We start from the raw sequence: 25,918 nt of genomic DNA, 5'->3' as shown, positions 1-25,918 counted from the left end.
GACGGGAGAGACCGATGAAGTACATGCTGCTGATCTGCGTCGACGACACGATCGAGCCCACGGCGGGTGATCCGACCATCGAGCAGTGGCTGGCCGAGGTCGAGGGCAGGCGGCTGGACGGCTCCCAGCTGCGATCCGTCCAGGACGCCACGACCGTGCGGACGCGCGGTGACGAGGTGCTGCTCACCGACGGGCCGTTCGCCGAGACGAAGGAGCAGATCGTGGGCTACGACGTCGTCGACTGCGCCGACCTGGACGAGGCGATCCGGATCGCGTCACGGCACCCGTGCGCGCGGTACGGCTCGGTCGAGGTCCGGCCGTTCTACACCGGATGACGGTCGACGCGGAGGTCTCGGAGCTGTTCCGGGCCGAACGGGGGCGGATCGTGGCGACGCTGATCCGCCTCACCGGCGACTGGGACCTGGCCGAGGAGTGCGTGCAGGACGCCTTCGCGCGGGCGCTGGAGTGCTGGCCGCGCGAAGGCGTCCCCCGCCGTCCCGGCGCGTGGCTCACCACGACCGCCCGCAACCGCGCGCTGGACCGGTTGCGGCGGTCGAGCGTGGAGGCGGCGAAGCTGCGGGAGGTGGTGGCGGTGCTCGACGAGTCGCCCGACGAGGCCGACGGCATCGGCGACGACCTGCTGCGGCTGATCTTCACGTGCTGCCACCCGGCTTTGGTGTTGGAGGCGCGGGTCGCGCTGACGCTGCGCACCGTCACCGGGCTGACCACGGCGGAGATCGCGCGGGCGTTCCTGGTGCCGGAGGCGACGATGGCCAAGCGGCTGGTGCGGGCGCGGCAGAAGATCCGCAACGCCCGCATCCCGTACCGCGTGCCGCCCGCGCACCTGCTGCCCGAACGCACGGGTGGCGTGCTGGCGGTGCTGTACCTGCTGTTCAACGAGGGTTACGCGGCCAGCGGCGGCGCGGAGCTGGTGCGGCGCAACCTGTGCGTGGAGGCGATCCGGCTGGCGCGCACCCTGGTCGCGCTGATGCCCGACGAGCCGGAGGCGGTCGGCCTGCTCGCGTTGACGTTGTTGCAGGACTCCCGCCGGGACGCGCGGTTCGACGACGCGGGCGACCTCGTGCCGCTCGACGAGCAGGACCGGTCGCGGTGGGACGGCGGGCAGGTCGAGGAAGGCGTGGCGCTGCTGGACTCGGCGCTGCGCCGCGGCCGGCCGGGGCCGTACCAGGTGCAGGCCGCCATCGCCGCCTGCCACGCCACGGCCGAGCGGGCGGAGGACACGGACTGGCCCCAGATCGCCCTGCTCTACGGCGAACCGCCAAGCTCGTCCCGTCCCCGGTCGTCCGGCTGAACCGGGCGGTGGCCGTGGCCGCGGCGGACGGCCCCGCGGCCGGTTTGGCACTGGTGGACGACCTCGCCGACGAGGTGCCCGGTCACCTGCTCCCGGCCACCCGGGCGGATCTCCTCCGCCGCCTGGGGCGAACGACCGAGGCGCTCGCCGCCTACGAGCAGGCCCGCGCCCTGGCCCCCACCGACGCCGAACGCCGCCACCTCGCCCGCGTGGTCAGCCGCCTGCGGGGACGAGGTCGACGGTGAACTCCTGGTCGGGTTCGGCGGCGCACGGTTCGCGGATCGCCTCCGCGCCCTCGCTCGCCGTGCCGCCGCGCAGGCCGATGCACGCCGAACCGACCGCCGAGCGGAAGCGGTAGCGATCCCCGTCGACCCGTTCCACGCGGAACAGCTGGTCGAGGTTGTCGTCGGAGCAGACGTTCCGCGGTTCGAGCAGGTGGATCGCCGGGCCGGAGGGCAGCACGGTCAGGCACCCGATGGCCAGGTCGACCGGGTGCTCCCACTTGATCGTGGCGAACTCGTCGTCCACCGGGTGCAGGAACACCCGCGGTCCGCGGCTCGGGCACGGCCGGAGGGCCGCGACCTCCGTCGGGTAGGCGCCGGTGCTGTCGCGGCCCTCGGTCAGGCACAGGTCGGGCGCGCCGGCCGCGTGGATGCGCACCTGGCTGCCGCCGGGCGGGAGCGTCAGCGGATCGGATCCCGGCCGGGTCGTCCCGCCGGTCACCGCGGCGTCCGGCGAGGTCGCCCCTCCCCACTGGAGGACCAGGGCCGTCGCCACGAGCGCGACCACCACGACGGCGGTCAGCACCACCGACGGGCGCCGCCACGGAGGACGAGCCGGCGGCGGCGCGGACACCTCGGCCACGACGCCCGTCGCCAGCCGCTCACGGGCGCGCAACCACGGCTCCGGCTGCGCGACCCCGCACGCCTTCACGTACGCGGCCAGCAGTTCCGGCCGGGGCAGGCTGTCCTTGCGCAGCATGTCCGCGACCGTGCTGCGGGCCAGCACCTCGCCCTGCGCCGCCGCGCTCTCCTCCAGCCCGCGCAGCGTCAATCCCGACCGTTCCTTGAGCTGCCGCAACAGCGCCACGAACTCGACCACATCACGCACCGAATCCGGCTGGGCACCCTGCGACGTCACGCGCGCCATCTTGGCGGTCGCCCGCCGTCACGGGCAAGCGGGCGTCAGTACCGGAGGTCGACCAGGTAGTCGTACCCGACCTGGGCGGTGACGAGGGCGTCCCGAGGCTGGTCGTTCTCCACGATGTACTCGGTCACGTTCGTGGCCCGGAAGATGGCCGCGAAGTCGATCGTGCCCGTGCCGAGGTCGGCGAACGACCCGTCGGCCGCCCGGTCCTTCACGTGGAACTGCCGCACGCGCGGGAAGTGCGCCCGGTACACCGCCACCGGGTCGACCCCACCGGCCACCGCCCAGTACAGGTCCACCTCCAGGTGCACGTTGCGCCGCGACGTGCCCGCCGTGATCACGTCGAACGGCCGCGTGCCCTCGATCGGGGCGAACTCGTGCGCGTGGTTGTGGTAGCCGAGGCTCAACCCCGCGCGCCGCAGCTTGTCCCCCGCCGCCTCCAACCGCGCGGTGAACGCCCGCCACTCCGCCAACGTCGAGTGGTTCACCCACGGCACCACCACGTACTTGTGCCCCAACGTGCGCGCGTCGGCGATCACCTGGTCGAGGTCGCCGTCGATGCCGACGTGGCTGGACGTCGCCCGCAGCCCGCACCGCCGCAGCACGCCCGCGAACTCCGCCGCACCGCGCCCGTACGTGCCGGCCAGCTCGACCTTGCGGTAGCCGATGTCGGCCAACGCCGACAGCACGGGCTCCGGGTCGTCGCCCATGATGCCCCGCAAGGTGTAGAGCTGGATGCTGATCGACTCCTTCGGCACCCGACGGCGCGGCCGGTCGGACGCGGACGCGGCGGCGGGCAGGGCGACGGCCGCGCCGGTGGCGAGGGCGCTGCCGAGGAACGTGCGGCGGGACGGCATGGGTGACTCCTCGATCAGGTGGGCTTCGGTCAGCCGGCCAGGTCCTTGACGCGGACGTTGCGTAACCACACGTCGGTGATCGTCGGCGATGCCGTCGGAACGGTGGTTCTGTGGTCCGGCTCACAGCTGGAACGCGAGCGCAATTCTGTTCAGAACCGATCGAAGTGCGCAAGACTTTTGCTGGCTGTAGACAAAAGCCGTGCCCGAATGGCCGAAAGTGGACGTCTCCGCGAGCACGGTCCGTCAACACCGGACGCGCCGACGGTCCACAATGGGCCGGTGGACGTGCAGCCGTGCGGGCATGCCGCGTACGCCGCCGGGTTCCGCGGCTGCGCGCACCTCGTCGCCGAACAACCCCCTGACCACTACGGGCGGTTCACCGGGGTCGGCTTGGCGTACGACGGGCTGTGCGAGGCGTGCGCGAAGCAGGACGACCCGCCCGTGATCGCGCTGTGCGTCGGGTGCGCGGAGCGGCTGGACGACTGCGGCGACGTCGTCGGCTGGATCGGGCACCCGGAGATCCGCCACCACGACACCGACCCCGGCGGCACGTGGACGACCGCGGACTGCGCGGTCGAGCCGCTCGACGACCGGTGCGTGGCGGCGTTGCCCGGTGGTTGGCTGGTCCTCGCCGAGGCCGGGCTGGTGCGCGTCGACGGTGACGGGACGTCGTCGTTCGTCGCGCCCGTGTCGCTGCCCGTCGAACCGTCGGACCTCCGGTCGGCCGACCCGCCGCGCCCGGCGGTGCACACCTCGGCGGACGGGCGGCACGCGGCGGTGGTGACCGACTTCGGCCGGCACGGCGTCGTGCTCGACCTCGTCACCGGCACACCGGTGCTGGCCCTGGACCGGGGCGATTACCGCTACCGCCACTCCAGCTTCCCGGTCGCGTTCGCCGGCGTGGACCGGGACGCGGTCGTCGTCGCCGCGACCGACTGGAACCGGCTCGACGCGTTCGACCTCACCTCCGGTCGACTGCTCACCGAGCGGGTCACGGCGTGGTCGGGCGACGACCCGAAACCCGAGCACTACCTGGACTACTTCCACGGCGCGCTGCTCCTCGACCCGTCGGGCCGATGGCTGCTGGACGACGGCTGGACGTGGGGCCCGGACGGGGTGACGGTCGTGCACGACGTGGCGGCGTGGCCGGGCGGCGACGTGCACGCGACCGAGCACGGCAGGGAACTCGCCGTGCGGGAGGTGTGGGACGTGCCGATGGCGTGGCTGGACGAGCGCACCGCCGTGCTGCAGCCGATCGGCCGCCCCGCGGTGCCCGGCGTCGAGGTGCACGACGTCGTGGACGCGCGGCGCGTGACGGCGTTCGCCGGCCCGGTCGGCCGGATGTGGGGGCACGACGGCGTGCTCTACGTCCGCGCGGCGGCAGGGCTGGAGCGTTGGGACCCCGTGGCCGGCGCGCGGACCGGCGTGGTCGAGGGCTTCGCGCCGAACGCGCACAACCCGCGCACCGGCAGGTTCGCCGAACTGGCGGCCGGACGGCTCAGGACGTGGACCCCGGCACCGCCGACGTGAGTCGGGCACCGCCGTCGGAGTTGTCGCAAGACGGCCGAGGCGGAAGCCCCATCGCCGATCACCCGGCGGCACGTCCGCCGAGACGCCCCCGGCATGACCGTGCGGCATGATGTCGGCGTGCGCGAGACGACGGCGAGCCCGTGACCGGCGGTTATCTGAAAGGCCGGATCCGCCGCGAGGACATCATCACGGCGGCGGTCGCGGTGTACGGGGAGGCCGGGTACCACGGGTCCTCGTTGCGCGAGATCGCCAAGCGCGCCGGGATCACGCACGCCGGGCTGCTGTACTACTTCCCCACCAAGGAAGCGCTCCTCGCCGCCGTGCTGGAACGGCGGGACGCGGAGGACGCCGAGCGGGAGCGGTTGCAGGCCACCCCCGGCCTCGACGTCCTCCGCCACTTCCTCGCCCTGGCCGAGCACAACGTCCGCCACCCCGGCATCGTCGACCTCTACTCGCGCCTGGCCGCCGAGGCCGTCGCCGCGGACCACCCGGCGCACGACTACTTCGTCCGCCACTACCGGGGTGCCCGCGAAGGCGTGGTCGGCTCGTTCCGGGCGCTGGCGGACCGCGGCGAGCTGCGCCCCGACGTCGACCCGGCGACCGCGGCGTTGACGTTCATCGCGTTGATGGACGGCTTGCAGGTCCAGTGGCTGACCACGCCGGACGAGGTCGACCTGGTCGGCCTGCTGCGGTCCTACCTGCGCACGCTGCTCACCGTTCCGCTCGACTGAACGTCGGCGCGGTCGGGTCCCAGTCGACCGGCAGCGCGGGCGGCGGCTCGACCGTGCTGCCGACGTCCACCGGACGCCCCAGCGCGATGGACTCCTCCATGGCCAGCATCGCGTCCAGCACGTGGTAGGCGAGTTCGCCGGACGCGCGTTCCGGCTCACCGGCCCGGACCGCCCGCGCCAGCTCCAGCACGCCCGTGCCGCGGGACGCCGCGTGTCCTTGCGCCGCAAGCGTTTGCACGCCGTCGAACAGGTGCAACGCGGTCGTGCCGTCGAAGTGGTTCGGGTCGGGCAGCACGGCGGTGCCCAACGTGCCGCCGACCTCCACGAAACCCGTGCGCGACAACGCGGAGTCGAAGCTGAACACCGCCTGCGCGCTCCCGCCCCGCTCGAACTCGACCAGCGCGGTCACCGTGGTCGGCACGGTCACCGCGAACTCGACGCCCGCGCGCGGCCCGGACCCGATCACCCGCGTGTCCCTCGACCGGCTGCCGGTCGCGGTGACCCGGCGGATCGGGCCGAGCAGGTGCACCAGCCCGGTCAGGTAGTACGGCCCGATGTCGAGCAACGGCCCGCCGCCCGCCTGGAACAGGAACTCGGGCGCGGGGTGCCAGCTCTCCGGGCCGGGCGTCTGGAACAGGGCCAGCGCGGTGCGCGGCTCCCCGATCCGCCCGGCGTCGACGGCCCGCCGCGCGGTCTGCCACCCGGCGCCCAGCAGCGTGTCGGGCGCGCACGCGACCCGCAGACCCCGTTGCGCGGCCCGGTCGAGCAGGTCGCGGGCACTGCGCAGGTCGAGCCCGAGCGGCTTCTCCACCCACACGTGCTTCCCGGCCTCGACCGCGGCCAGGCTGACCGCGACGTGCGCGGCGGGCACGGTCAGGTTGACCACGATCCCGATGTCCGGGTCGGCCAGCAGCTCGTCCACAGTGGACGATCGCGGCACACCGTGCCGGGCCGCCCGCGCCGCCGCCCGTTCCGGGTCGAGGTCGGCGACGGCCAGCACCCGCAGGTCCGGGAACGCGGTCAGGTTGCGCAGGTACTCGTCGCTGATGACGCCCGTGCCGACGACCCCGACGCCGACCGGGGCGCTCACGCCTCGACCTCGGCGAGGAACGCGTGGCTCTCGGCGAGGCCGACGAACAGGTCACCGTCGTAGGCGTCGAACTCGACCACGCGCAACGCGTCCGGCGCCGCGGCCAGCACGTCCGCCACCGGCACGCTCCCCTGCCCCGCCGGCACCTGGCCCGACGCGTCCTGCGCGAGACCGCCGTCCTTGACGTGGATCGCGTGCACCCGACCGCCGAGGCGGCGCAGCAGCGCGGGCGCGTCCTCGCCGCCGACCGTCGCCCAGTAGGTGTCGACCTCCAGCACCACCTCGGGGTCGAGCTGGTCGGCCAGCACCTCGAACGCGCTGCGGCCGTCGATCCGGGACGCCAACTCCCACCAGTGGTTGTGGTAGCCGACGCGGACGCCGTGCTCGGCGGCGACCCGGGCGGCGGCGTTGAGCGCGGACGCGGTGGCCGCGATGTCCGCCGGGTCCTGCCACCGCTCCGCGTCCACGTACGGGTCGATGACGACCTCGATGCCGCACTCGGCCGCGGCGGCGAAGACGGCGTGCTGGTCGGCGCCGATGAGCTGCGCGTGCGCGGTCGGGGCGGTGAGGCCGTGCTCGGGCAACGCGGTGCGCAGCACGTCGGCGTTCTCCAGGACGCCGTAGGGCTCGACGTGGGCGAAGCCGATCGCGGCGAGGCGCCGCAGGGTGTCGCCGGGATCGGCCGCGAACGCGTCGCGGACGGAGTACAGCTGCACGGACGTTCTGCTCATCACGGGCTCCTGACGTCGCGTTGGCGTGCATGGAAGCGCTCCCACAAATTTCTACCACTTGGTAGAAATCCCTACCAGAGCCTGCCACGGTCACCCGTTCGTGAAAAGACTTGAACCTGACGTCACGTGAGGTCCTAGGGTCGGTCGCATGAGCGCTGAAGGGGGGCTCGACCAGCCGCGGTGGAGCGTCGGCGCGCTGGCCAAGGTCGCCGGGATGACCGTGCGGACGCTGCACCACTACGACGAACTCGGCCTGCTGCGGCCGAGCGAGCGCACGCCGTCCGGCCACCGCCGCTACACCGAGGCCGACCTGCACCGGCTCTACCAGATCCGGCTGCTGCGGCAGCTCGGCATGTCGCTGGACGAGATCGGCGGCGTGCTCGCGGGCACGTCCGACCCGGGACCGCTCGCCGGGGTGCTCGCCGGGCACCTGGCCCAGCTGGACGAGCAGGTGTGGCGGCTCAACGCGTTGCGCCGCCAGACGAGGGGCCTGCTCGCCCAGCTGACCAGCCCGACCCGGCCGGACCCGGACCGGCTCCTCGCCTTGCTGGGCAGCACCACGGTCTTCGACGGTCACCTCACCCGGGACCAACGCGAATTCCTGGACCAGCACGCCTTCGAGATCGGTCCGGACGCCCGGAAGAAGCTCGACGAGGAATGGCGCGACGTGCTCGCGAAGATCGTCGGGCACTACCGCGCGGGCGACCCGGTGGACGACCCGGAAGTCCGCCGGACCGCTCGACGGCTGGTCGACGTCGGCGAGACGTTCGCCGCCGGCGACCGGGAGATCCTGCGCTCGATGAGCGCGTTCTTCCGCGAGAGCGGCCACGGCGTGCTGCGGGACGTGCTGCCGGACCAACGGGTCGACGACCTGGGCGACGAACTGTGGGACTACTTGGCCCGCATGTACGCAGCCCTGTCAACCGACTGAAAAACACAAACGGGGGAGAAATGCTCCACAGGACGAGTGTGTCCATAGCAGCCCTGGCCGTCCTCACCGCGACCTTGACCGGCGTCGCCGAGGCGGACCAGAACCTGACCTTGACCCTGCCCTCGCCGACCGGCCCGCACCACGTCGGCGTCACCACGCTGCACCTGGTGGACGCCGACCGCCCGGACCCGTGGTCCACCGACGGCAGGCCCCGCGACGTGGTGATCTCGGTGCACTACCCGGCGCTGAACGTCCGCGACCACCCGGTCGCACCACAGCTGACCCCGACCGCCGCAGCGGACTTCTCGTGGTACGCGCCGGTGGCGTTCAAGCACCTGCCGACGAGCGGCGTCGACTGGGCCGCCACCCTCACCCACTCACACGTGGACGCACCGGCCCGCCCCACCCGCCGACCGGTCGTCCTCTACAGCCCCGGCCTGTCGGAGCCACGCGCGTTCGGCACCACCACCGCCGAGGAACTGGCGAGCCGCGGCTACGTCGTCGTGACGGTCGACCACCCCGGCGAGGTCTTCAGCGTCGACCTGCCGACCGGCCCGCGGCGGTTCGCCCTGCCTGGCGACCCCAGCACCGATCCGGCGCTCTACCGAGCCGTGATCGCCACCCGCCTCACGGACACCGCCTTCGTACTCGACCAACTGGAGATCCTGGCCTCAGGCGGCAACCCCGACGCCGAGGGCCGCACCCTCCCGAAGAACCTCGCCCGCACCCTCGACCTGCGCCGGATCGGCCTGTACGGCCAAGGCCTGGGCGGCACGATCGCCGCCGAGGCCATGCACGAGGACCAAGGCCGCCGAATCGACGCCGCGATCAACATGGAGGGCTTCCTGGACTACCACCCGGAGCAGCCCGGCCAGGACGGCGAACTCCTGCCCGTCGCCCAGCACGGGGTCAACCGCCCGTTGCTGCTGCTCGGCACCGAGGGCTTCCAAACCGACCGCTACCGCCGCGCGTGGTCCGCAATGCTCACCCACCACGGCGTCCAACAGCACATTCTCGCCGACGCCAACCACTGGACGTTGACCGACTTCGCCGCCACAGCACCACAAATGCACGCCGCAGGCCTGATGGACACCATCGGACTCGCCGCGATGGTCGGCACCATCGACCCAACCGTCGCCGTACCAACCGTCCGCCGCCACGTGGTCACCTTCTTCGACCACCACCTGCGCTAGGACCGGAGCGCCACTTCCACCGCCGCCAAGTGATCAGCCGTAATGCCAGTAGCCGGATCGACCGCTATGAGGGCAGTCGGGTCACGACGACGATCGAGGAACGCCCGCCGCGCAGTCGGGAACAGGTCAAAATCATCGTCCAACCACACCAACGGCCGCTCCCTGGCAAACCGCCCAACCGCCGGCCCGTGCGCCGGGTTCAACCAGACCCGCTGCACCGCCCGCCCCACCGGTACAACCGCCACCGGTGCTCCACAAACCCGTCCGGCGGCGTGCGAGCGGCAAACGGAAACAACGGCCCATCCACACCCAGCAACAACAACGGCCTCACCCAACCGACGCTACATCGGACCCGCCACACCCCCGCAGAGGCCCGATTTGACATGGGTTCGGGCTGGCGGGACGCTTTACCCCGCCGGGCCTGCCGGCTTTGGCCTGCCTGGAGTGCCCGTAAGGGCCCCATGTCAAATCGAGCCGAACAGCACCACCGACCCTCACTCCAGCACGCCAGGCCGGCACATCACCTACTCAGCCGGCATGACGTCCTCGGGCATGACATCCACCGGCATCGCTTCCTCCGCCAGCGCCTCGACAGGCATCTCAACGGGTGCCCCACCCCCCTGCGGCGGTGTACAAGCCACACCGACCATCGGCGCGAACGGCGTGGTGCCGAGGAAACCGACGCCGTACCCGCACGCCTGCCCCTGCACCGCGCCCATCTGCTCCTGCAACGGATCCGCCCCGGCCTGCGGCCCGAACCCGAACCCGAACAGGGCCGCCGCCGTGACCAACCCGGCCAGTCCACTGACTCGCGTGAATCGCATGGTGTCGCCTCCAACGGTGTCGCACTTCCAACAACGGAACCACCGCGCCGCGAATCCGACGCGGAGCTGTGCCGGACATCAAGACGTCGCCGCCCGCCGCGTCCGCCGCGGCCTCGCCGGCGCCGCCCCTGCCCCTGCCCCCGCCACCGCACCTGCCCCCGCCGACGAGACCGCCGCTGCCGACACCCCCGCCGGCGCCTCACACCCCACCGGACACTGCGCCAACCGCGTGCACAACACCACCGGCCCGGCCATCGACGTCACCACCAACGACCCATCCGCCCGCGTCGACACCGTCACCGCCGCCGCCGGCTCAGCCGACGGCGCGTGCCGCGCGTGATCCCTGGTGCGCCGCTGAAAAGCCACCAACCCGATCAACCCGAACGCCGTCAACCACACCAACCCGAGCGACGCGTACCCGACCGCCCCCCGCGACGTGAACCCGGCCGCCGCCCCCGCCTGCATCGACCCGTACGTCGGCAGGAACCGCACCACGGCCTGCGTGTCGGCCGGGTTGATGATCGGGTTCTGCACCATCACGTCCACCAGCGACACCATGATGATCACGAACATGCCCGCCAGCTCGGTGGACAGCGCGAGCCCCAGCACGATGCCGAGCCCGCCGTACGTCAGACCGCTGGTGAACAGGCTGAGCGTCATCAGCCCGGGCTGCACGGGGTCCCAGTACATCGCCATGACCAGCCCGGCGTAGCCCGCGACGACCGCCGACACCAGCAGCAGGCCGACGAGCTTGGCCGCCAGCAGGCACGCCCGCGAGTGACCGGCCAGCACGAGCCGCTGGTCGAACGCGCTCGACCGGCGCACCGCGGCGAACATCATGAACCCGATGATCAACGTCACCGCGTTGATCGCGCCGGACACCATGGCGAGCTCGTTGGCGTTCACCGGCAACGGCCCCCGCGTCACCCGCGAGTGGTACTCGACGGTGTCGGACGGGATGATCGCGCGCACGATCCCCAGCCACACCGGGATGAAGAACACCACCAGCGCCAGCGCCAGCCGGTTGCGCACGTGCTGCGCGACCTCGAACCCGATCGCCTTCAGCAACGACGCCTGCCACGTCGTCTGGTCGTCCAGCGACGCCTTGTACGCCTTGAAGTCCGACACGACCGACGTGAGAACGCTCATGTCGTCACCCCCGCCTCTTCGACGACCTGTCCGCCGCGCAGCCGGTGCAGCCGGTCGAACCGCTCCACGTCGTGCGCGATGTGCGAGATGACGAGCACCGACTGGCCGCGGTCGCGCAGCTCCTTGGTGATCGACCAGAACGCGAGGTAGTTGTCCCAGTCGAAGCCCTGGTACGGCTCGTCCATGAGCACCACGCCCGGGTCGTGCATGAGCGCCAGCACGAGGTTCAGCTTCTGCCGGGTGCCGCCGCTGAGCACGCCCGCCTTGGTGCGCCGGTAGCGGGCCAGGTCCAGCCGCTCCACCAGCTCCTGCGCCCGTTCGAGCGACGTCAGCCGGTAGGCGCACTGGAAGTAGCGCAGGTGCTGCTCCACGGTCAGCTCGTCGTTGACCACGATCCGCTGCGGGCAGTAGCCGAGCCGGTCGCGGTGCACGACGGCGCCGCGGTCGGCCTTCAGTTCGCCGGAGAGCACCCGCAGCAACGTCGTCTTGCCCGCGCCGTTCTCGCCGATGATGCCCATGATCTCCCCGCGCTTCAACGAGAAGTCGACGCCGCGGAGGACTTGGCGCGTGCCGAACGCCTTGTGCAGGTCGACCGCGCGCAGCGTGAAGTCCGGTGTGGACATGCCGCTCACCGGGCGCGGCGGGTCGCGTGGGCGACCAGCTCGGCCAGCGGCGCCTTGGCGGCCCGGTCCATGGACGACGAGCGCAACGCGCCCAGCGCCCGGTCGGCGCGGATCGTGATCAGCCGCTCCACCCGCGCCGCGGCGCCGGTCGAGACCACCACGTCGCGCAGCCGCTCGGCTTGTTCCTCGTCCAGCTCCGGATCGCCGTGCAGGGCCGAGATCACCGCGCGCTGCTCGGGGGTGGCCTGCTGCCGGGCCAGCGCCATCAGCACGGTCGGCTTGCCGGCGCGCAGGTCGTCCAGGTCCGGCTTGCCGGTCACCTTGGGGTCGCCGAACACCCCGAGCAGGTCGTCGCGGAGCTGGTACGCCTCACCGACCGGCCGCCCGTACGCGCCGCACGCCCGCATGACCGCCGCGTCGCCGCCGGCCAGCGCCGCGCCGATGCGCAGCGGCAACTCGACCGTGTACCGGGCGGTCTTGAGCCGGATGATCCGCCACGCCGACCGCACCGGGTCCGCCGTGGACCGCGGGTCGCCGCCCAGGTCCAGGTACTGCCCGGCGATCAGCTCGGTGCGCATGGTGTGCAGCAGCGCCCGCACCTCGCGCCACCGCGCGTGGTCCACGCCGGCCCGGTCCAGCATCTCGTCAGTCCACGTGAAGCACAGGTCACCCGCCAGGATGGCGAGGCTCACGCCGAACCGCTCGGCCGACGTCCCGTCGTCGTGGTGGTCGCCGAGGAACCGCTCGGCGAGCACCCGGTGCACGGTCGGGCGGCCGCGGCGCAGCGCGGAGCGGTCCATGATGTCGTCGTGCACCAGCGCGAAGGTGTGGAACATCTCCAACGCCGCGCCGGTCCAGGTCACCGCGCGGTCGTCGGGCGAGCCGCCCGCGGCGAGGAAACCGCAGTGGCAGAACATGGGGCGCAGCCGCTTGCCGCCGGCCACGAACTCCCGCAGCACCTCCACCAGCGGCGGCAGGCACGGGTCGGGCGCGGTGCGCGCCTTCTCCACCAGGAAGCGGTCGAGCGTCGCGTCCACCTGCGCGCGGACCTCGGCGAGGTCGCCGCGCACGGCGTCGATGACAGTCATGGAACCTCCACAGGCGCGAACAAGACCGGTTCCGGCGAGGACGCGGGGAGCGGGGAGCGCGGTGGGTGCACACGGTCACGTTCCGGCGGTCGGACGTGGTCACTTCCCGGGCGCTCCGAAGCTAACACCGGTGGGGCGGCACCGGCGGCCCACGAGGGCCGGCGACCCCGTTCGGGGGCGGACGGACCGGTCCCACCTGCGCTTCTCGCCCGCACATCCGCCCTTTGACGTGGGGTGACGCGTTCCCGACGACGCTGGGGAACGCCGCTTCCCCGATTTCCGGGAACGACACGCACTCGTCCGTGTGGCACCTGCGATCTCGTTCGCGTGAAACGCGTCGGCGCGCTTGTACCGGCCGGTCCGAGTGCGGCACGTTCGCCTCATCCCACGTTGCCGCAAGGGCTTTCGCACCACACGGAGTGGCCTGATGACCGACACCACCACCCTGCCCAGGACCGTCCGGGCGCCGGCGCGACCGATCGCCGGTCCGGCCGACCTGCCCGGCCTGCCGCGCGACGCGCTGGACGGGTTGGCGCGCGAGCTCAGGACACGCCTGGTCGAGACGGTGGGCCGCACGGGTGGCCACCTGGGGCCGAACCTCGGGGTGGTCGAGCTGACCCTGGCACTGCACCGGGTGTTCCGGTCGCCGCACGACCGGATCGTGTTCGACACCGGGCACCAGTCCTACGTGCACAAGATGCTCACCGGTCGGGCCGACGGGTTCGCCGACCTGCGCCGCGAGGGCGGCCTGTCCGGCTACCCCAGCCGGGCGGAGTCGCCGCACGACCTGGTGGAGAACTCGCACGCGTCCACCGCACTGTCCTATGCGGACGGTCTGGCGCGCGCGGCGCGGCTGCGCGGCGAGCACGACCGGCACGTGGTGGCGGTCGTCGGCGACGGCGCGCTCACCGGCGGCATGGCGTGGGAGGCGTTGAACAACCTCGGCGGCGTCGACCACCCGGTGGTGGTGGTCCTCAACGACAACGGGCGGTCGTACGCGCCGACCGCGGGCGCGGTGGGCAGGCACCTCGCCGCCCTGCGCGCGGGCGGTGGCGGAGGCGTGTTCGCCGAGTTCGGGCTGGCCTACCTCGGCCCGGTCGACGGGCACGACGTCGTCCGGGTGGAGGAGGCGCTGACCGCCGCGAAGGTGTTGCGACGTCCGGTGGTCGTGCACTGCGTGACCGAGAAGGGCAAGGGTCACCCTCCGGCGGAGAACGATCCGGTGGACCACCTGCACGCCGTGTCCGCGCCGTCGGCCGCCCGCGGTCCGGGGTGGACGTCGGTGTTCGGGCAGCACCTGCTGGTGCTCGCCGACCGGCACCCGGACCTGGTGTGCCTGACCGCGGCCATGCTGCACCCGACCGGGTTGACCGCGTTCGCCGAGGCGTTCCCCGATCGGGTGCTCGACACCGGGATCGCCGAGCAGCACACCGTCACGTGCGCGGCGGGCCTGGCCATGGGCGGGCTGCGGCCGTTGGTGGCGGTGTACTCGACGTTCCTGACCCGTGCGGCGGACCAGGTGCTGATGGACGTGGCGCTGCACCGGCTGCCGGTGACGTTCGTGCTCGACCGGGCCGGGGTGACCGGCGAGGACGGTCCCAGCCACCACGGCGCGTGGGACCTGGCGCTGCTGCGCGTCGTGCCCGGGATGCGGGTGGCCGCGCCACGCGACGGCACGCGGTTGCGGGACCTGCTGGACGAGGCGGTCGCCGACGACGGGCCGACCGCGGTCCGCTTCCCCAAGGGCGCGATCGGCGCGGACGTCGCCGCGGTCGACCGGCTCGGCGGGGTGGACGTGCTGCACCGGTCGTCCCGGCGGGACGTGCTGCTGGTGACCGTCGGCGGGCTCGCGGCCGACGGGGTGGCCGCCGCCGTGGCGCTCGCCGGCGAGGGCATCGGCGTGACCGTGTGCGACCCGCGCTGGGTGACCCCGGTCGACCCGGCGGTGGTGGCGTTGGCCGCCGAGCACCGGGTCGTGGTGTGCGTGGAGGACGGCGTACGCGCTGGCGGGATCGGTGAGGCCGTCGCCGCGGCGCTGCGCGAGGCCGGGCTGAGCCGCCGGATCCGCGTCCTCGGCCTGCCCCACGACTTCCTGCCGCACGGCTCGCGTGCCGACATCCTCCGCATGCACGACCTGGACGCCGCCGGCATCGCCCGCACGGTGGCCCGCTTCCTGCCGGGGTGGACGGCGTGACCACCGTCGACGCGCCCATCGACCTGCACCCGTTCTACTGCCCGGTCGACGCCGCCATCCACCCCCGCGTCGCCGAGTCGGAACGCGACGCGCTGGCCTGGGTCGAGCGCGTCGGCCTGGCGGCGGACGACCGGCAGCGCGAGTCGCTGCGCCACACGTTGAGCGCCGAGTTCTACGCCCGGTTCGCGCCCTTCGCCGACTACGACGGCCTCCAGCTCGCCGTGCGCTGGGTGTACTGGGGTTTCATCTTCGACGACCGGCGCTGCGACACCGGCCGGTTCGGCGACGACCCCGCGCGGTTCCCGCCGATGGCGGGCGCGGTGCAGCGCGTGATGGACGCGCCGTGGTGCGACCCGGGTGACGACCGGTACGCGCGGTCCGTGCAGGACATCGTGCGCGGCATGTACGAGCTGCGCACACCGACGCAGGCGCGGCGCTTCACCGACGCCCACCGCGCGTGGCTGTTCTCGGTGACGTGGCAGGTCGCGAACCGCGCCCGCGGTCACCTGCCGGACCTGCCCGAGTACACGGCCCTGCGCCTGCAGACGGCGGGCGGCTCGCCGACCATCGCGCTGCTGGAGATCGCCAACGGCCCGGAGGTGCCCGGCGCGGAGATGGACTCGCCGGCGGTGCGGGCGCTGACCGAGATGGCGATCACGGTCGCCTCGTGGGACAACGACTTCCACTCGCTGCACCGCGAGCTGCGCGAGAGCCGCGACTACCCGAACCTGGTCACCGTGCTGGCCCACCACCGCGGCCTGCGGCGCGACGAGGCGGCGGCGGAGGCGGTGCGGCTGCGCGACCGCGTCATGACGCGCTTCCTGCGGCTGCGCGAGATCGTCACGGCCCGGCCGGTCAGCGAGGCGCTGCGGACCTACCTCGACGGCCTCGGCCACGCCATCCGCGGCAACATCGACTGGGCGCTCAACGTGCCCCGCTACGACGGCATCGCGCCTCACCCGGGCTGGGCCGAGCGGCCGTCCGACCCGAGCACGGAGCCCCTTCCGATCCCCGCCATCTCGTGGTGGTGGGACGACCTGTGATCCACCCGTTCACCTGAGGAGCGACCATGCACCGACTGACCGCCATGACCGCCACCGCCGCGGCGCTCGTCGCCGCGCTGCACACCACCGCGCCGTCCGAGCGCGCGTGGCGCAAGCAGGGCGACTTCAACAACGCCTACCTCTGCCAGACCGCCGGCGCGGCCGGGGTGTTCAGCGGCCAGTGGGACGACTGGAAGTGCGACGACAACAACACGCTGTGGGTGGACAAGTGACCGAGCAGTCGGCCGTCACCGGCGATCGGCCGCGAACACCCTCGTCAGGTGACGTTCGACCACCGGCACCACCTCGGCCGGCGCGACCCGACGGCCGAGTTCGGCGGACAGCGAGGTGACGCCGGCGTCCTCGATGCCGCACGGCACGATCCGGTCGAACGGGGTCAGGTCGGGGTCGCAGTTGAGGCCGAACCCGTGCAGGCTGGTGCACCGCTCGATGCGCACGCCGATCGCGGCGATCTTGCGGTGCTGCCCGTGCGCGCGGGCGGCCGACGGCGGCACGTCCGGCGCGGGCTCGTCGGCGCCGAGGACCCACACGCCGCTGCGCCCGGCGAGCCGGGCCGTCGCCACGCCGAACTCGGCGCACGTGCCGATCAGCGCGTCCTCCAGCCTGCGGACGTGGCCGACGGAGTCGAGCGGCACGGGCAGCTTCACCACGGGGTAGCCGACGAGCTGACCGGGACCGTGCCAGGTGATCTCGCCGCCACGGTCCACGGTCAGCACCGGGACGTCGTCGGTCGGGAACGCGGTGGCCTTGGTGCGCTTGCCCGCCGTGTAGACGGGCAGGTGCTCCTGGAGCACGCAGACGTCGCCGATCTCGTCCGCGACGCGCAACGCGTGCAGCCGCCGTTGCTCGGCGTACGCCTGCTCGTACGGCACCGCGTCCCGCCCGAACCCACCGTGCACGAACCGCATCGCACCCACGGTCCCGAGTCTAGGTTCCCAGGTCTCGGCTCGGCGGCGGACGCGTTTCGGGTGGACGAGAATCGAGGACGGCCGGCACGCGCGAACGGATCACCACCATTTTCCGGTCGTTTGCCCGTCCGTTTTCACGCCTTCCACTTTGGTGTGCTCGTCGTGGAGGGCTTTGGCCAGGTTCGCCCCGCTCAGGTCCGCGCCGCTGAGATCCGCACCCCGCAGGTCGGCCCCTTCGAGATTGGCCGTGGTCAGATCCGCGCCGAAGAGGTAGGCCTTGACGAGGTTGGCTCCGGTGAAGTTGCTCGAACTCAGGTCGACGCGTTCGAAAATCGCCTTGGCGAGCTGCGCGTCGACGAATTCCGCGGTCCGCAGGCAGGTACGGCGCAGATCGATGCGCGTGCCGTTGTCGTGATTCGCGTTTCGACGACCCATGACCCGGATCGCGGCCTGGATGTCAGGCTTGACCGACTCGTACGGGCACGTGATCGGGGAATACGGGTCGACGGCGCTCGGCACGGGGGTGGTGGTCCGCACGAACGCGGAGAGCACTTCGACGATCGTCGGCTGGTCGCGGGGCGAGTCGTGGGCCAGGCGTTCCAGGCCGTAGATCCCGCCCAGGCGGACCTGCAGGTGGTCTCCGCCCATCTGGTCGAGCTGCTCGACGGATTTGGTGTACCGATCGGTGAACTGCCCCTGCTCGGCGATCCTGTTCTGCGCCTGCGCGATATCGACTTGCTTCTGGATGGCCTGGACCGAGACCCAGGTGAAGACCGCCGCGATGACCGCCGCGACAGCGGTCAGCAGTGCTGTTGCCGCAGACCAGTTGACAAGTCTGCGAGGAGGCTCCGGAGAAGGAGTCGGCGCCATTACCACCCACCTTCACGTGATCAGGACTCATCTTGTTCGAAACTGCCCATTGCCCTTGACGACCGGTGACCACAGCAGACCGAGCGGCGAACTCTGCCGGGCGGGCACGATACCGCAGCCTGTCGCAGATAATCCAGAGGCGCGGCGCCCCGCGCGAACGGACCGCATTAGTGCGGAACACCGACGGGTCCTGCCGCTGGACTACCGGCTCGCCGGCGCGGTGCCGCCGAATGCCGGTCGAAGCGGCGCAGCCGGTCAACGCACTTCGTCAGCCGAGGTCGGCGGCGGCACGGGTGGTGGTGACGGCGCGGCCGACGGTCATCACGGCCTGGTCGTCGACGGTCGACTCGCCGGTGAACGCCACCGTGTCGCCGCGGGTGGAGAGGATCCGCACCGAGTGCCGGACCACGCAGCCCGGTGTGACCGGCCGGTGGAACTCGACGTCCGTCAGCGAGCCGATCAGCACCACCCGGCCGGTGGGCAGCGGGTGGTCCCACGACGACAGCAGCACGGCGGCCTGGCACCACGACTCCAGCAGCAACGTCGACGGGAAGTCGCCGGCGGTGTGCCACGGTTCGTTGGCGCTGACCGCCTTGAGCGCGGTCAGCGACTCGCCCGGCACGACCTCCGCCACCCGGTCGACCAGCAGCACCGGGTAGCGGTGCGGCAGCCGTCGGAGGATGTCGGCGGAGGTCAGCACGGCTCGTACCGCAGCTTGACCCGGGCGACCACGCCGTCGGCGTCGCTCACCGCCGCGGCACACCGCCGCCCCGCGTCGTCCCAGGTCACGTGGACGGTCAACGTCGTGCCGGGCAACGTCGGCCGCACGAACCGGGTCGACTCGATCGCGGCCAGCCGCAACCCGCCCGTCGCGGTCGCGGCACGGTGCGCGAACTCCACGACGGCCACGCCGGGGAAGATCGGGAAGTCCGGGAAGTGGCCCGCGAACACCGGGTCGTCCGCCGCGACGACCATCCGCGCGACGGCGGTCGTATCGGACTGCTCCAGCACCTCCACCGGCGACGCGAGGTAGCCGCTCACCGATCACCCAGCACGCCGAAGTCCGCTGTCACGTCCGGCCACACCAGCGTGGCCGCGCCCCAGGTCAGGCCGCCGCCGAAGGCCACGGTGAGCACCCGGTCGCCCGCCTTGAGCCGACCGGCCGCGGCGGCGTCGGCCAGCAGCACGGGGATCGAGGCGGCGGCCGTGTTGCCGACCTCGTCGAGGTCCGCCAGCACCTTCGACCCGTCGAGGCCGAGGCGGCGCGCGACGGCGTCGCAGATGCGCCGGTTCGCCTGGTGCGGCGCGAGGTGGTCGACGTCGTCCGGGCCGAGGCCGGTGCGGGCCAGCGCGTCCAGCGCGACGTCCGACATGCGCTCGACCGCGTGCCGGAACACCTCCTTGCCGCTCATCCGGAAGTAGCGCTCCCCCGCCGGCACCTGGATGAGGTCGGCGCCGGTGCCGTCGCTGCCGAGCACGCACGGACCGATCATGGGCTCCCCCTCTCCGACGACGACCGCGCCCGCGCCGTCGCCGAAGATCACCGCCGTGCCGCGGTCGTCCGGGTCGAGGATGGTGGAGAACGTCTCGGCGGCGATCAGCAGCACGGTCCGCGCCGCGCCGCTCGCGATCAGGCCGACCGCGTTCGCCAGGCCGTACAGGAAGCCGGTGCACACGGCGGCCACGTCGTGCGCGGGCACGCCGACCATGCCGAGCCGGGCCGCCACGTCCGGCGCGATGGCCGGGCACGACCGGTCCGGCGTGGTGGTGGCGACGATCACCGCGTCCACAGTGGACGCACCGGCGGAGCGCAGTGCCCGCGCGCCCGCGTCGACGGCCAGGTCCGACGTGGACGTGCCCGGCTCCGCCCACCTCCGGGCGCCGATGCCGGTGCGCGACCGGATCCACTCGTCCGAGGTGTCCAGGCGGGTGGCCAGGTCGTCGTTGGTGACGACCCGTGCCGGCAGGCTCGCGCCGACCCCGAGGATCACCGCGCCGCGGTAGGTCATCGTCCCTCCCCGCTCACGCCTTCGCGATGGCCAGCACCGCGTTCTGCCCGCCGAACCCGAACGAGTTGCTCAACGCCAGGTCCACCTCCCGCGGCACGGCGGTGGTCGCCACGTCGAGGTCCAGCCGGGGGTCGAGGGTCGCGAGGTTCGCCGTCGGCGGCACGAGGCCCTGCTCGACCGCCAGCACGGTGAACACCGCCTCCGCCGCGCCGGCCGCGCCCAGCATGTGCCCGGTCACGCCCTTGGTCGACGTCACCAGCGGCCCCGACGGCAGCAGCTCCGCCAGCACCCGGCCCTCCACCAGGTCGTTGAGCTGCGTGGACGTGCCGTGCGCGTTGACGTGCCCGACGTCGGAAGCCGACGCGCCCGCGTCCGCCAACGCCGCCTTCGCCGCCGCGATCACGCCCCGCCCCTCGGGGTCGGGGTTGGTGATGTGGTGCGCGTCGGCGGTCGCGCCGTACCCGACGACCCGCGCCCGGACCCGCCGCCCGTCGGCCCGCGCGTCCTCCGCGCGCCGCAGCACCAGCACCGCCGCGCCCTCGCCCGCCACGAACCCGTCCCGGTCGACGTCGAACGGCCGCGACGCCGTCGCCGGGTCGTCCCGCCGCGACAGCGCTCCCATCCGGGCGAAACCCGCCATGGTCAACGGGTTGAGCAGCGCGTCGACCCCGCCCGCGAGCACCACGTCGCACCGCCGCGCGGCGAGCAGGTCGCACGCGACGCCGATCGCGGTCGCGCCGGACGCGCACGCGGTCGACACGACCAGGTTCGGCCCGCGGAAGCCGAACTCGATCGCGACCTGGCCGGCGACCATGTTCGGCAGGTGCATCGGCAGCACCAGTGGCGACACCCCGGTCGGGCCGTCGGCGAGCAGCACGCCGTGCTGCCGTTCGAACGTCTCACCGCCGCCCGCGGACGTGCCGATCACCACGCCGACCCGTGCCGCGTCCCAGGCGTCGACGTCTTCCCCGGCGACCGCCTCCCGTGCCGCGACCAGCGCCAACCTGGTGAACCGGTCGAGCCGGACGGCCCGCCGCGCGCCGAGCAGCGCGTCGGCGTCGAAGTCGGGCACGCGGCAGGAGATCGTCACCTCGTGGCTCGCGAGCACCGGGTCGTGCGCGGCGGTCGACCGGCCCGCGAGCACCGCCGCCCAGCCCGCCGCCACGCCCACACCGCCCGGCGTGACCAGGCCGAGCCCGGTCACCGCGATGTCAAGACCGCTCACCGGCGCGCTCCTCCATCAGCGCCACGATGTCGCCGACGGTCTCCATGTCGAACAGCTCGTCGTCGCTGATGTGCAGGCCGTGCTCCTTGCCGAGCACCATCGACAGCTCGACGAACGCGAGCGAGTCCAGGTCGAGGTCGTCCTTGGTCGCCTCCGGGGTGACCTGCTCCGGCGCGACCTTCAACGTGTCGACGAGGATGTTCTTCAGCGTCTCGTACACGGCGATCTCTCCTCGTTCACCAGGCTCCTCCCCGCCATCGAACCTCATCGCCCGGACCAGTGGCCAACCAGGGAGAATCTCCGGGGAGCGGACTCGGGGGGTGCACGGGCATGGCGGACGCGCCGGTGGCGGTCGTGACGGGTGGGAACCGGGGCATCGGGCTGGAGGTGTGCCGTCAGCTGGCCGCGCTCGGCCACGTCGTGGTGCTGACCGCGCGTGACGCGGACAAGGCCAGGGCGGCGGCCGAACGGCTGGGCGTCGACCACCACCGGCTGGACGTGACCGACGACGCGTCGGTGGCCGCGCTGGTGGAGCACCTGACCGCGCGGCACGGGCGGCTGGACGTGCTGGTGAACAACGCGGCCATCCACTACGACACTTGGCAGCGGGCGTCGTCGGCCGACCTGGGGGTCGTCCGGGAGGCCATGGAGACCAACTTCTACGGGCCGTGGCGGATGGTGCTCGGCCTGCTGCCGCTGCTGCGGGCGGCACGGCGGGCACGCGTGGTGAACGTGTCGAGCGAGGCCGCGTCGTTGGCGTCGATGGGCGGCGGCACGCCCGCTTACGGCACGTCGAAGGCGGCGTTGAACGCGCTGACCTTGATGTTGGCGGCCGAACTGCCCGGCATGAAGGTCAACGCGGTGTGCCCCGGCTGGGTCGCCACGGACATGGGCGGCGCGGGCGGGCGGCCGGTGGCGCAGGGCGCGGCGAGCGTGGTGTGGGCGGCGACGTTGCCCGACGACGGGCCGACGGGCGGGTTCTTCCGCGACGGGAAGCGGGTTCCCTGGTAGTGCGCCTGGGTATCCCGCCGGCATGAAGTGGCGCATCGGTGTGGCGGCGGCGGTGCTGGTGGCGGTCGGGGTGCTCGTGGCGGCGGTGTTGGTGGTGCCCCGGTTCCTGACGGGCACGGACACGATCGACCGCAGCCAGCCGGCGTTGCTCCAGTCGTTGCGGGACTTGAGCCAGTACCACGCTTCGGCGGGCGAGTTCCAGGTGGTGCTCGACATCGAGCGCGACGTCCGGTACGTGCCGTCGGCGTTGGCCGGGCAGCGGACGCTGTTCGTGGCGGCCGGGACGGTGAACGCCTACGTCGACTTCGGCGGGTTGGCCGAGGACGCGTTGCGGGTGGCGCCGACGACCGCGTCCGGCGAGGCGCGGAAGGTGCGGCTCGCGCTGCCCGGCGCGGTGCTGGACAAGCCGAACCTGGACCAGGAGCGGTGTTACGTGTTCGCGCAGGAGCGCGGGCTGTTCGACCGGCTGGCGTCGCTGGTGGAGACGCAGGACCAGCAGCCGTTCTACGTGGCGGCGGAGCGGAAGATCGCGGACGCGGCGCGCGAGTCGGGGCTGGTGCGGCGGGCCGACGACAACACGCGCAAGATGCTGACCGGCATGTTCGGCGCGCTCGGGTACGAGGTCGAGTTCACGAACCTGGACTGACGTCGGGCAACCAGGCCGCCAGGGCGTCGAGGATCACGTCGAGCCCGAACGCGAACTCGCCGGCGAAGTCGTTGCCCGGTCGCAGGACGTGCTCGGTCGCCAGCTCCACGAGGTGCGGGTAGTCGTCCTTCGACAGGTGCTCCAGGATGTCCTCGGTCACCGCGGCGGCGGACTCGGGGCTGTTGAACGGGAGCGCGGCCTCTTGGAGCGCGAACCCGTACACGTAGCTGTCCAGCAGGGCGTAGGCGTGGGCGGTCATCGCGACGGAGAAGCCCGCGCGGCGCAACGTGCCGATGGTCGCGTCGTGGTGGCGCAGCGTCGCCGGGCCGGGCGCCGTCCTCGACTCCAGCAGGCCGAGCGCCCACGGGTGGCGCCGGAGCACGTCCCGCGCGGAGTTCGCCCGCTTCACCATCTCGGGCCGCCAGTCGGCGCCGGGCGTCGGCAGTGCGATCCGGCTGAAGACCAGGTCCACGATGCCGTCGAGGATCTCGTCCTTGTTCGCGACGTGGTGGTAGACGGACATCGGCTTGACCCCGAGCGCGTCGGCGAGCGACCGCATGGTCAACCCCGCGATCCCGCCCGCGTCGGCGATGGCGACGGCGGCGCGCAGGACGCGTTCCCGGCTCAGTGGTGCGCCCGACTTCGACATCCGACCTCCGGTGGTGACAGTTCCTTACTTAGTACGGTACCGTCCGCCTTACTAAGTAAGGCCGGGCAGTGCCGCGGAAGGGAAACCCCATGTCATCGAGAGCCACCGGCCGGGCCGTGGGGACGCTGTTCCTCGTGGCGTTCGTCGTGTACGGCGGCGGCAGCGCCCTGGTCGACGCGGGGTCGAGCGCGGTCGGAGGCCTGCTCATGCTGGTGAACTGCGCCGTCGTGGCCGCCATCGGCGTGCTGGCGTTCCCGGTGCTGCGCCCGCACAGCGAGCTCACCGCGCACGCGTACCTGGTCGGCCGGGGTGTGGAGGCGGCGCTGCTGGCGGTCGGCGTCGTCTTCGTGCTCCTGCCGGAGCCGGTGCCCGCGGGCAACCACTACAGCTACCAGTTGGCGATGATGTCCGTGGGAGCCGTGGGAATCCTGTTCTGCCGGGTCCTGTTCCGCGCCCGCCTGGTCCCCCGCGCCATCGCGGCGTGGGGCGTCGTCGGCTACGCCGTCTTCCTGCTGGGCGCGGCCCTGGAAGTCCTCGGCTACGGCGTCGGCGTGGCGCTGTCGGTCCCGGGCGGCCTGTTCGAGCTCGCGCTCGGAGTCCTGTTGATCGCCAAGGGCTTCGCCGCGCCCGCGGCCTCGACGCCGAAGGTCCCGGCGTACGCTGCGTGACGATGAGGCGCAAGCTCCGGCCGCCGCTCGACCAGCGCCACGGCCTCGACCCGGCACGTCTGCGGTTGCCCGACGAAGGGCCGTGGGCGACCGTTCGCGACCACCTGGTCGAACGGCTGCACCGGGTCGCGCCCGAGCGGATCGACCTGATGCTCGCCGAGGGCCGCGTGTACGACCTCGCCGGGCCCATCGCCCCGGACGCCGCGTTCACGCCCGGCGGCTCGGTGTGGTTCCACCGCGACCTGCCCGACGAGGTGGCGGTGCCGTTCGAGATCCGGGTCGTGCACCGGGACGACGCCATCGTCGTGGTCGACAAGCCGCACTTCCTGGCCACCATCCCGCGCGGCAAGCACGTGGTCGAGACGGCGCTCGTCCGGCTGCGCCGCGACCTCGGCCTGCCGCACCTGAGCCCGGCGCACCGGCTGGACCGGGTGACCGCCGGGCTGGTCATGTTCGTGGCCGAACCGACCCTGCGCGGCAAGTACCAGACGCTGTTCGCCGACCGCGCGGTGCACAAGGAGTACGAGGCGATCGCGCCGCACGACCCCGCGTTGACCCTGCCGACCCGGGTGAGCAGCCGGATCGTCAAGGTCAAGGGCGTCATCACCGCGCAGGAGGTGCCCGGCCCGCCGAACGCCGAGACGTTCGTCGAGCTGGTCGAGCACCGCGACGGCTGGGGCCGGTACCGGCTCGTGCCGCTCACCGGCCGCACGCACCAGCTCCGCCTGCACATGGCGTCGCTGGGCGTGCCCATCCGCCACGACGACTTCTACCCCGTGCTGCGCGAGAAGCCGTTGGACGACTTCACCGACCCGCTCCAGCTGCTGGCGAAGGTGCTCGAGTTCACCGATCCGGTGACGGGCGAGCACCGCCGCTTCACCAGCGGGCTCCGGCTCGACCTCTAACCGAGGTAGCCGAGCATCTGCGCGATCTGCGCGGTGCGGGACTGGAAGATCCGCTCCGCCAGGTCCTTCGCCTGCGGGTTGACGCCGCCCTCCTTCTCCAGCTTCGCCATCGCCACCGCGTTGTGCTGGTGGCCGATGAGCAGGTTCAGGAACGCCTTCTCGAACTCGCCGGCGCCGGTCGCGGCCACTTCCGCGATGGCCTCCGGGCTGGTCGAGTGGTCGCCGCCGTGGCCGGCGTGCAGCTGCGGGTTGTCGCCCGCCGTCTCCGGCCGCTCCCAGTCCGCCAGCCACTTCGTCATCGAGTCCACTTCGGACAGCTGGGTGACCTCGATGGCCGCGGCCAGGGTCTTCACCTCCGCGCGCACGGGGCGGTCCTTGGCCAGGCGCACGATCTCCAGCCCGGCCTTGTGGTGCGGCACGGACATCTGGAGGAACATCACGTCGGTTTCGTTGAACTCGTCGCTCTCCACCACGGTCGTCACCGGCGGCGGGGCCGCCGTGGGGGTGGAGCCGCAACCGGCCAGCACGAGCACACCGGCCACCAGGGCTGCGAGACGTCGCAAG

29 protein-coding genes and 1 pseudogene are annotated in these 25,918 nt (G+C 72.7%); 13 read left to right on the top strand and 17 right to left on the bottom strand.

The features are described 5' to 3' along the window. The first annotated feature begins 14 nt into the window (after positions 1 to 14). Both ADK67_RS35435 and ADK67_RS35430 read left to right on the top strand, forming a co-directional pair. Complete coding sequence (locus ADK67_RS35435; protein WP_053720918.1) at positions 15 to 335, top strand: YciI family protein; 321 nt, start codon at positions 15 to 17, stop codon at positions 333 to 335. After that, positions 332 to 1,557 (top strand): annotated as a pseudogene (locus ADK67_RS35430) (RNA polymerase sigma factor). The gene ADK67_RS35435 and the pseudogene ADK67_RS35430 overlap by 4 nt, the downstream one beginning before the upstream one ends. Here the strand turns inward: ADK67_RS35430 and ADK67_RS35425 are convergent. Both ADK67_RS35425 and ADK67_RS35420 read right to left on the bottom strand, forming a co-directional pair. After that, a complete protein-coding gene (locus ADK67_RS35425; RefSeq protein ID WP_157621151.1) occupies positions 1,526 to 2,452 on the bottom strand; it encodes a helix-turn-helix domain-containing protein in 927 nt (308 codons plus the stop codon). The pseudogene ADK67_RS35430 and the gene ADK67_RS35425 overlap by 32 nt on opposite strands. Before the next feature lie 44 nt (positions 2,453 to 2,496). After that, positions 2,497 to 3,315 (bottom strand): sugar phosphate isomerase/epimerase family protein, encoded by an 819-nt coding sequence (locus ADK67_RS35420; RefSeq protein WP_053720916.1) that lies wholly within the window; start codon positions 3,313 to 3,315, stop codon positions 2,497 to 2,499. Between the two features lie 279 nt (positions 3,316 to 3,594). On the opposite strand from ADK67_RS35420, the gene ADK67_RS35415 reads away from it, so the two are divergent. Together ADK67_RS35415 and ADK67_RS35410 are read left to right on the top strand one after the other, a co-directional pair. Continuing rightward, positions 3,595 to 4,845: a hypothetical protein gene (locus ADK67_RS35415; RefSeq protein ID WP_053720915.1), complete on the top strand. Its 1,251-nt coding sequence runs from the start codon at positions 3,595 to 3,597 to the stop codon at positions 4,843 to 4,845. A gap of 140 nt (positions 4,846 to 4,985) precedes the next feature. Next, positions 4,986 to 5,576, top strand: coding sequence for a TetR/AcrR family transcriptional regulator (locus tag ADK67_RS35410; RefSeq protein ID WP_053720914.1), 591 nt, complete (start codon positions 4,986 to 4,988; stop codon positions 5,574 to 5,576). Here ADK67_RS35410 and ADK67_RS35405 read toward each other — a convergent pair. After that, positions 5,557 to 6,666, bottom strand: coding sequence for a Gfo/Idh/MocA family protein (locus tag ADK67_RS35405; protein ID WP_053720913.1), 1,110 nt, complete (start codon positions 6,664 to 6,666; stop codon positions 5,557 to 5,559). The two genes, ADK67_RS35410 and ADK67_RS35405, sit on opposite strands and share 20 nt — an antisense overlap. After that, a complete protein-coding gene (locus ADK67_RS35400) occupies positions 6,663 to 7,397 on the bottom strand; it encodes a sugar phosphate isomerase/epimerase family protein (protein WP_053720912.1) in 735 nt (244 codons plus the stop codon). Before ADK67_RS35400 ends, ADK67_RS35405 begins: the two co-directional genes overlap by 4 nt. A 148-nt stretch (positions 7,398 to 7,545) precedes the next feature. On the opposite strand from ADK67_RS35400, the gene ADK67_RS35395 reads away from it, so the two are divergent. Together ADK67_RS35395 and ADK67_RS35390 are read left to right on the top strand one after the other, a co-directional pair. Further along, positions 7,546 to 8,328: a MerR family transcriptional regulator gene (locus ADK67_RS35395; RefSeq protein ID WP_053720911.1), complete on the top strand. Its 783-nt coding sequence runs from the start codon at positions 7,546 to 7,548 to the stop codon at positions 8,326 to 8,328. Positions 8,329 to 8,366: 38 nt separating this feature from the next. Further along, the gene (locus ADK67_RS35390) at positions 8,367 to 9,521 is read left to right on the top strand and encodes an alpha/beta hydrolase (protein ID WP_231648499.1); all 1,155 of its coding nucleotides are present in this window, start codon (positions 8,367 to 8,369) and stop codon (positions 9,519 to 9,521) included. A gap of 524 nt (positions 9,522 to 10,045) precedes the next feature. Here ADK67_RS35390 and ADK67_RS35380 read toward each other — a convergent pair. From ADK67_RS35380 to ADK67_RS35365, 4 genes are all read right to left on the bottom strand, one after another. Next, the gene (locus ADK67_RS35380; RefSeq protein ID WP_157621148.1) at positions 10,046 to 10,345 is read right to left on the bottom strand and encodes a hypothetical protein; all 300 of its coding nucleotides are present in this window, start codon (positions 10,343 to 10,345) and stop codon (positions 10,046 to 10,048) included. A gap of 78 nt (positions 10,346 to 10,423) precedes the next feature. Next, positions 10,424 to 11,494 carry an ABC transporter permease gene (locus ADK67_RS35375; RefSeq protein WP_053720907.1) on the bottom strand — a complete coding sequence of 357 codons (1,071 nt, stop codon included), beginning with the start codon at positions 11,492 to 11,494 and terminating at the stop codon, positions 10,424 to 10,426. Continuing rightward, on the bottom strand, positions 11,491 to 12,117 hold the full coding sequence (locus ADK67_RS35370; RefSeq protein ID WP_053720942.1) for an ABC transporter ATP-binding protein: 627 nt from the start codon (positions 12,115 to 12,117) through the stop codon (positions 11,491 to 11,493). The genes ADK67_RS35375 and ADK67_RS35370 overlap by 4 nt, the downstream gene beginning before the upstream one ends. 5 nt (positions 12,118 to 12,122) lie before the next feature. Further along, a complete protein-coding gene (locus tag ADK67_RS35365) occupies positions 12,123 to 13,205 on the bottom strand; it encodes a polyprenyl synthetase family protein (protein ID WP_053720906.1) in 1,083 nt (360 codons plus the stop codon). Between the two features lie 427 nt (positions 13,206 to 13,632). Here ADK67_RS35365 and ADK67_RS35360 point away from each other — a divergent pair, with 427 nt between their 5' ends. Genes ADK67_RS35360 through ADK67_RS35350 form a run of 3 tightly spaced genes read left to right on the top strand, consistent with a single transcriptional unit; the run spans position 13,633 to position 16,675 of the window. Further along, positions 13,633 to 15,399 carry a 1-deoxy-D-xylulose-5-phosphate synthase gene (locus ADK67_RS35360; protein WP_053720905.1) on the top strand — a complete coding sequence of 589 codons (1,767 nt, stop codon included), beginning with the start codon at positions 13,633 to 13,635 and terminating at the stop codon, positions 15,397 to 15,399. Then, positions 15,396 to 16,442, top strand: coding sequence for a terpene synthase family protein (locus ADK67_RS35355; protein WP_053720941.1), 1,047 nt, complete (start codon positions 15,396 to 15,398; stop codon positions 16,440 to 16,442). Before ADK67_RS35360 ends, ADK67_RS35355 begins: the two co-directional genes overlap by 4 nt. A gap of 26 nt (positions 16,443 to 16,468) precedes the next feature. Next, on the top strand, positions 16,469 to 16,675 hold the full coding sequence (locus ADK67_RS35350; protein WP_053720904.1) for a hypothetical protein: 207 nt from the start codon (positions 16,469 to 16,471) through the stop codon (positions 16,673 to 16,675). 15 nt (positions 16,676 to 16,690) lie between these two features. Here the strand turns inward: ADK67_RS35350 and lipB are convergent, their stop codons facing one another. The 7 genes from lipB to ADK67_RS35315 form a co-directional block, all read right to left on the bottom strand. Beyond that, positions 16,691 to 17,371, bottom strand: coding sequence for a lipoyl(octanoyl) transferase LipB (lipB, locus tag ADK67_RS35345; RefSeq protein ID WP_053720903.1), 681 nt, complete (start codon positions 17,369 to 17,371; stop codon positions 16,691 to 16,693). A gap of 99 nt (positions 17,372 to 17,470) precedes the next feature. Further along, the gene (locus ADK67_RS35340; RefSeq protein WP_053720902.1) at positions 17,471 to 18,241 is read right to left on the bottom strand and encodes a pentapeptide repeat-containing protein; all 771 of its coding nucleotides are present in this window, start codon (positions 18,239 to 18,241) and stop codon (positions 17,471 to 17,473) included. Positions 18,242 to 18,509: 268 nt separating this feature from the next. After that, positions 18,510 to 18,941, bottom strand: coding sequence for a 3-hydroxyacyl-ACP dehydratase FabZ family protein (locus ADK67_RS35335; RefSeq protein WP_053720901.1), 432 nt, complete (start codon positions 18,939 to 18,941; stop codon positions 18,510 to 18,512). Next, positions 18,935 to 19,282, bottom strand: a complete 348-nt coding sequence (locus ADK67_RS35330; protein ID WP_053720900.1) for a 3-hydroxyacyl-ACP dehydratase FabZ family protein — start codon at positions 19,280 to 19,282, stop codon at positions 18,935 to 18,937. The genes ADK67_RS35335 and ADK67_RS35330 overlap by 7 nt, the downstream gene beginning before the upstream one ends. Further along, on the bottom strand, positions 19,279 to 20,250 hold the full coding sequence (locus ADK67_RS35325) for a beta-ketoacyl-ACP synthase III (protein ID WP_053720899.1): 972 nt from the start codon (positions 20,248 to 20,250) through the stop codon (positions 19,279 to 19,281). The genes ADK67_RS35330 and ADK67_RS35325 overlap by 4 nt, the downstream gene beginning before the upstream one ends. A 13-nt stretch (positions 20,251 to 20,263) precedes the next feature. After that, complete coding sequence (locus ADK67_RS35320) at positions 20,264 to 21,475, bottom strand: beta-ketoacyl-[acyl-carrier-protein] synthase family protein (protein WP_053720898.1); 1,212 nt, start codon at positions 21,473 to 21,475, stop codon at positions 20,264 to 20,266. After that, positions 21,462 to 21,695: an acyl carrier protein gene (locus ADK67_RS35315; protein WP_053720897.1), complete on the bottom strand. Its 234-nt coding sequence runs from the start codon at positions 21,693 to 21,695 to the stop codon at positions 21,462 to 21,464. The genes ADK67_RS35320 and ADK67_RS35315 overlap by 14 nt, the downstream gene beginning before the upstream one ends. A 110-nt stretch (positions 21,696 to 21,805) precedes the next feature. Here ADK67_RS35315 and ADK67_RS35310 point away from each other — a divergent pair, with 110 nt between their 5' ends. Both ADK67_RS35310 and ADK67_RS35305 read left to right on the top strand, forming a co-directional pair. Then, complete coding sequence (locus ADK67_RS35310) at positions 21,806 to 22,486, top strand: SDR family NAD(P)-dependent oxidoreductase (protein ID WP_053720896.1); 681 nt, start codon at positions 21,806 to 21,808, stop codon at positions 22,484 to 22,486. Between the two features lie 22 nt (positions 22,487 to 22,508). Beyond that, positions 22,509 to 23,132 (top strand): DUF4230 domain-containing protein, encoded by a 624-nt coding sequence (locus ADK67_RS35305; RefSeq protein ID WP_053720895.1) that lies wholly within the window; start codon positions 22,509 to 22,511, stop codon positions 23,130 to 23,132. On the opposite strand, the gene ADK67_RS35300 is transcribed toward ADK67_RS35305, so the two are convergent. Further along, entirely contained in the window at positions 23,116 to 23,781 is a 666-nt protein-coding gene (locus ADK67_RS35300) for a TetR/AcrR family transcriptional regulator (RefSeq protein ID WP_053720894.1), read from the bottom strand. The two genes, ADK67_RS35305 and ADK67_RS35300, sit on opposite strands and share 17 nt — an antisense overlap. A gap of 89 nt (positions 23,782 to 23,870) precedes the next feature. Here ADK67_RS35300 and ADK67_RS35295 point away from each other — a divergent pair, with 89 nt between their 5' ends. Then, positions 23,871 to 24,449, top strand: coding sequence for a DUF4386 domain-containing protein (locus tag ADK67_RS35295; protein WP_063797838.1), 579 nt, complete (start codon positions 23,871 to 23,873; stop codon positions 24,447 to 24,449). A gap of 2 nt (positions 24,450 to 24,451) precedes the next feature. Then, entirely contained in the window at positions 24,452 to 25,354 is a 903-nt protein-coding gene (locus ADK67_RS35290) for a pseudouridine synthase (protein ID WP_053720892.1), read from the top strand. On the opposite strand, the gene ADK67_RS35285 is transcribed toward ADK67_RS35290, so the two are convergent. After that, positions 25,351 to 25,917 carry a DUF305 domain-containing protein gene (locus ADK67_RS35285; protein ID WP_053720891.1) on the bottom strand — a complete coding sequence of 189 codons (567 nt, stop codon included), beginning with the start codon at positions 25,915 to 25,917 and terminating at the stop codon, positions 25,351 to 25,353. The two genes, ADK67_RS35290 and ADK67_RS35285, sit on opposite strands and share 4 nt — an antisense overlap. Position 25,918 lies beyond the last annotated feature (1 nt).

It is taken from the genome of Saccharothrix sp. NRRL B-16348 (assembly GCF_001280085.1).
Taxonomy (GTDB): domain Bacteria; phylum Actinomycetota; class Actinomycetes; order Mycobacteriales; family Pseudonocardiaceae; genus Actinosynnema.
Note: the sequence above shows the minus strand (reverse complement) of the source record. Positions and strands in the feature narration are given on the sequence as shown.

Coding starts and splice junctions, on each gene's coding strand:
- ADK67_RS35435 (WP_053720918.1), top strand. CDS start 15: ATGAAGTACATGCTGCTGATCTGCGTCGACGACACGATCGAGCCCACG.
- ADK67_RS35420 (WP_053720916.1), bottom strand. CDS start 3,315: ATGCCGTCCCGCCGCACGTTCCTCGGCAGCGCCCTCGCCACCGGCGCG.
- ADK67_RS35400 (WP_053720912.1), bottom strand. CDS start 7,397: ATGAGCAGAACGTCCGTGCAGCTGTACTCCGTCCGCGACGCGTTCGCG.
- ADK67_RS35395 (WP_053720911.1), top strand. CDS start 7,546: ATGAGCGCTGAAGGGGGGCTCGACCAGCCGCGGTGGAGCGTCGGCGCG.
- ADK67_RS35380 (WP_157621148.1), bottom strand. CDS start 10,345: ATGCGATTCACGCGAGTCAGTGGACTGGCCGGGTTGGTCACGGCGGCG.
- ADK67_RS35375 (WP_053720907.1), bottom strand. CDS start 11,494: ATGAGCGTTCTCACGTCGGTCGTGTCGGACTTCAAGGCGTACAAGGCG.
- ADK67_RS35370 (WP_053720942.1), bottom strand. CDS start 12,117: ATGTCCACACCGGACTTCACGCTGCGCGCGGTCGACCTGCACAAGGCG.
- ADK67_RS35365 (WP_053720906.1), bottom strand. CDS start 13,205: ATGACTGTCATCGACGCCGTGCGCGGCGACCTCGCCGAGGTCCGCGCG.
- ADK67_RS35360 (WP_053720905.1), top strand. CDS start 13,633: ATGACCGACACCACCACCCTGCCCAGGACCGTCCGGGCGCCGGCGCGA.
- ADK67_RS35350 (WP_053720904.1), top strand. CDS start 16,469: ATGCACCGACTGACCGCCATGACCGCCACCGCCGCGGCGCTCGTCGCC.
- lipB (WP_053720903.1), bottom strand. CDS start 17,371: ATGCGGTTCGTGCACGGTGGGTTCGGGCGGGACGCGGTGCCGTACGAG.
- ADK67_RS35340 (WP_053720902.1), bottom strand. CDS start 18,241: ATGGCGCCGACTCCTTCTCCGGAGCCTCCTCGCAGACTTGTCAACTGG.
- ADK67_RS35325 (WP_053720899.1), bottom strand. CDS start 20,250: ATGACCTACCGCGGCGCGGTGATCCTCGGGGTCGGCGCGAGCCTGCCG.
- ADK67_RS35310 (WP_053720896.1), top strand. CDS start 21,806: ATGGCGGACGCGCCGGTGGCGGTCGTGACGGGTGGGAACCGGGGCATC.
- ADK67_RS35305 (WP_053720895.1), top strand. CDS start 22,509: ATGAAGTGGCGCATCGGTGTGGCGGCGGCGGTGCTGGTGGCGGTCGGG.
- ADK67_RS35300 (WP_053720894.1), bottom strand. CDS start 23,781: ATGTCGAAGTCGGGCGCACCACTGAGCCGGGAACGCGTCCTGCGCGCC.
- ADK67_RS35295 (WP_063797838.1), top strand. CDS start 23,871: ATGTCATCGAGAGCCACCGGCCGGGCCGTGGGGACGCTGTTCCTCGTG.
- ADK67_RS35290 (WP_053720892.1), top strand. CDS start 24,452: ATGAGGCGCAAGCTCCGGCCGCCGCTCGACCAGCGCCACGGCCTCGAC.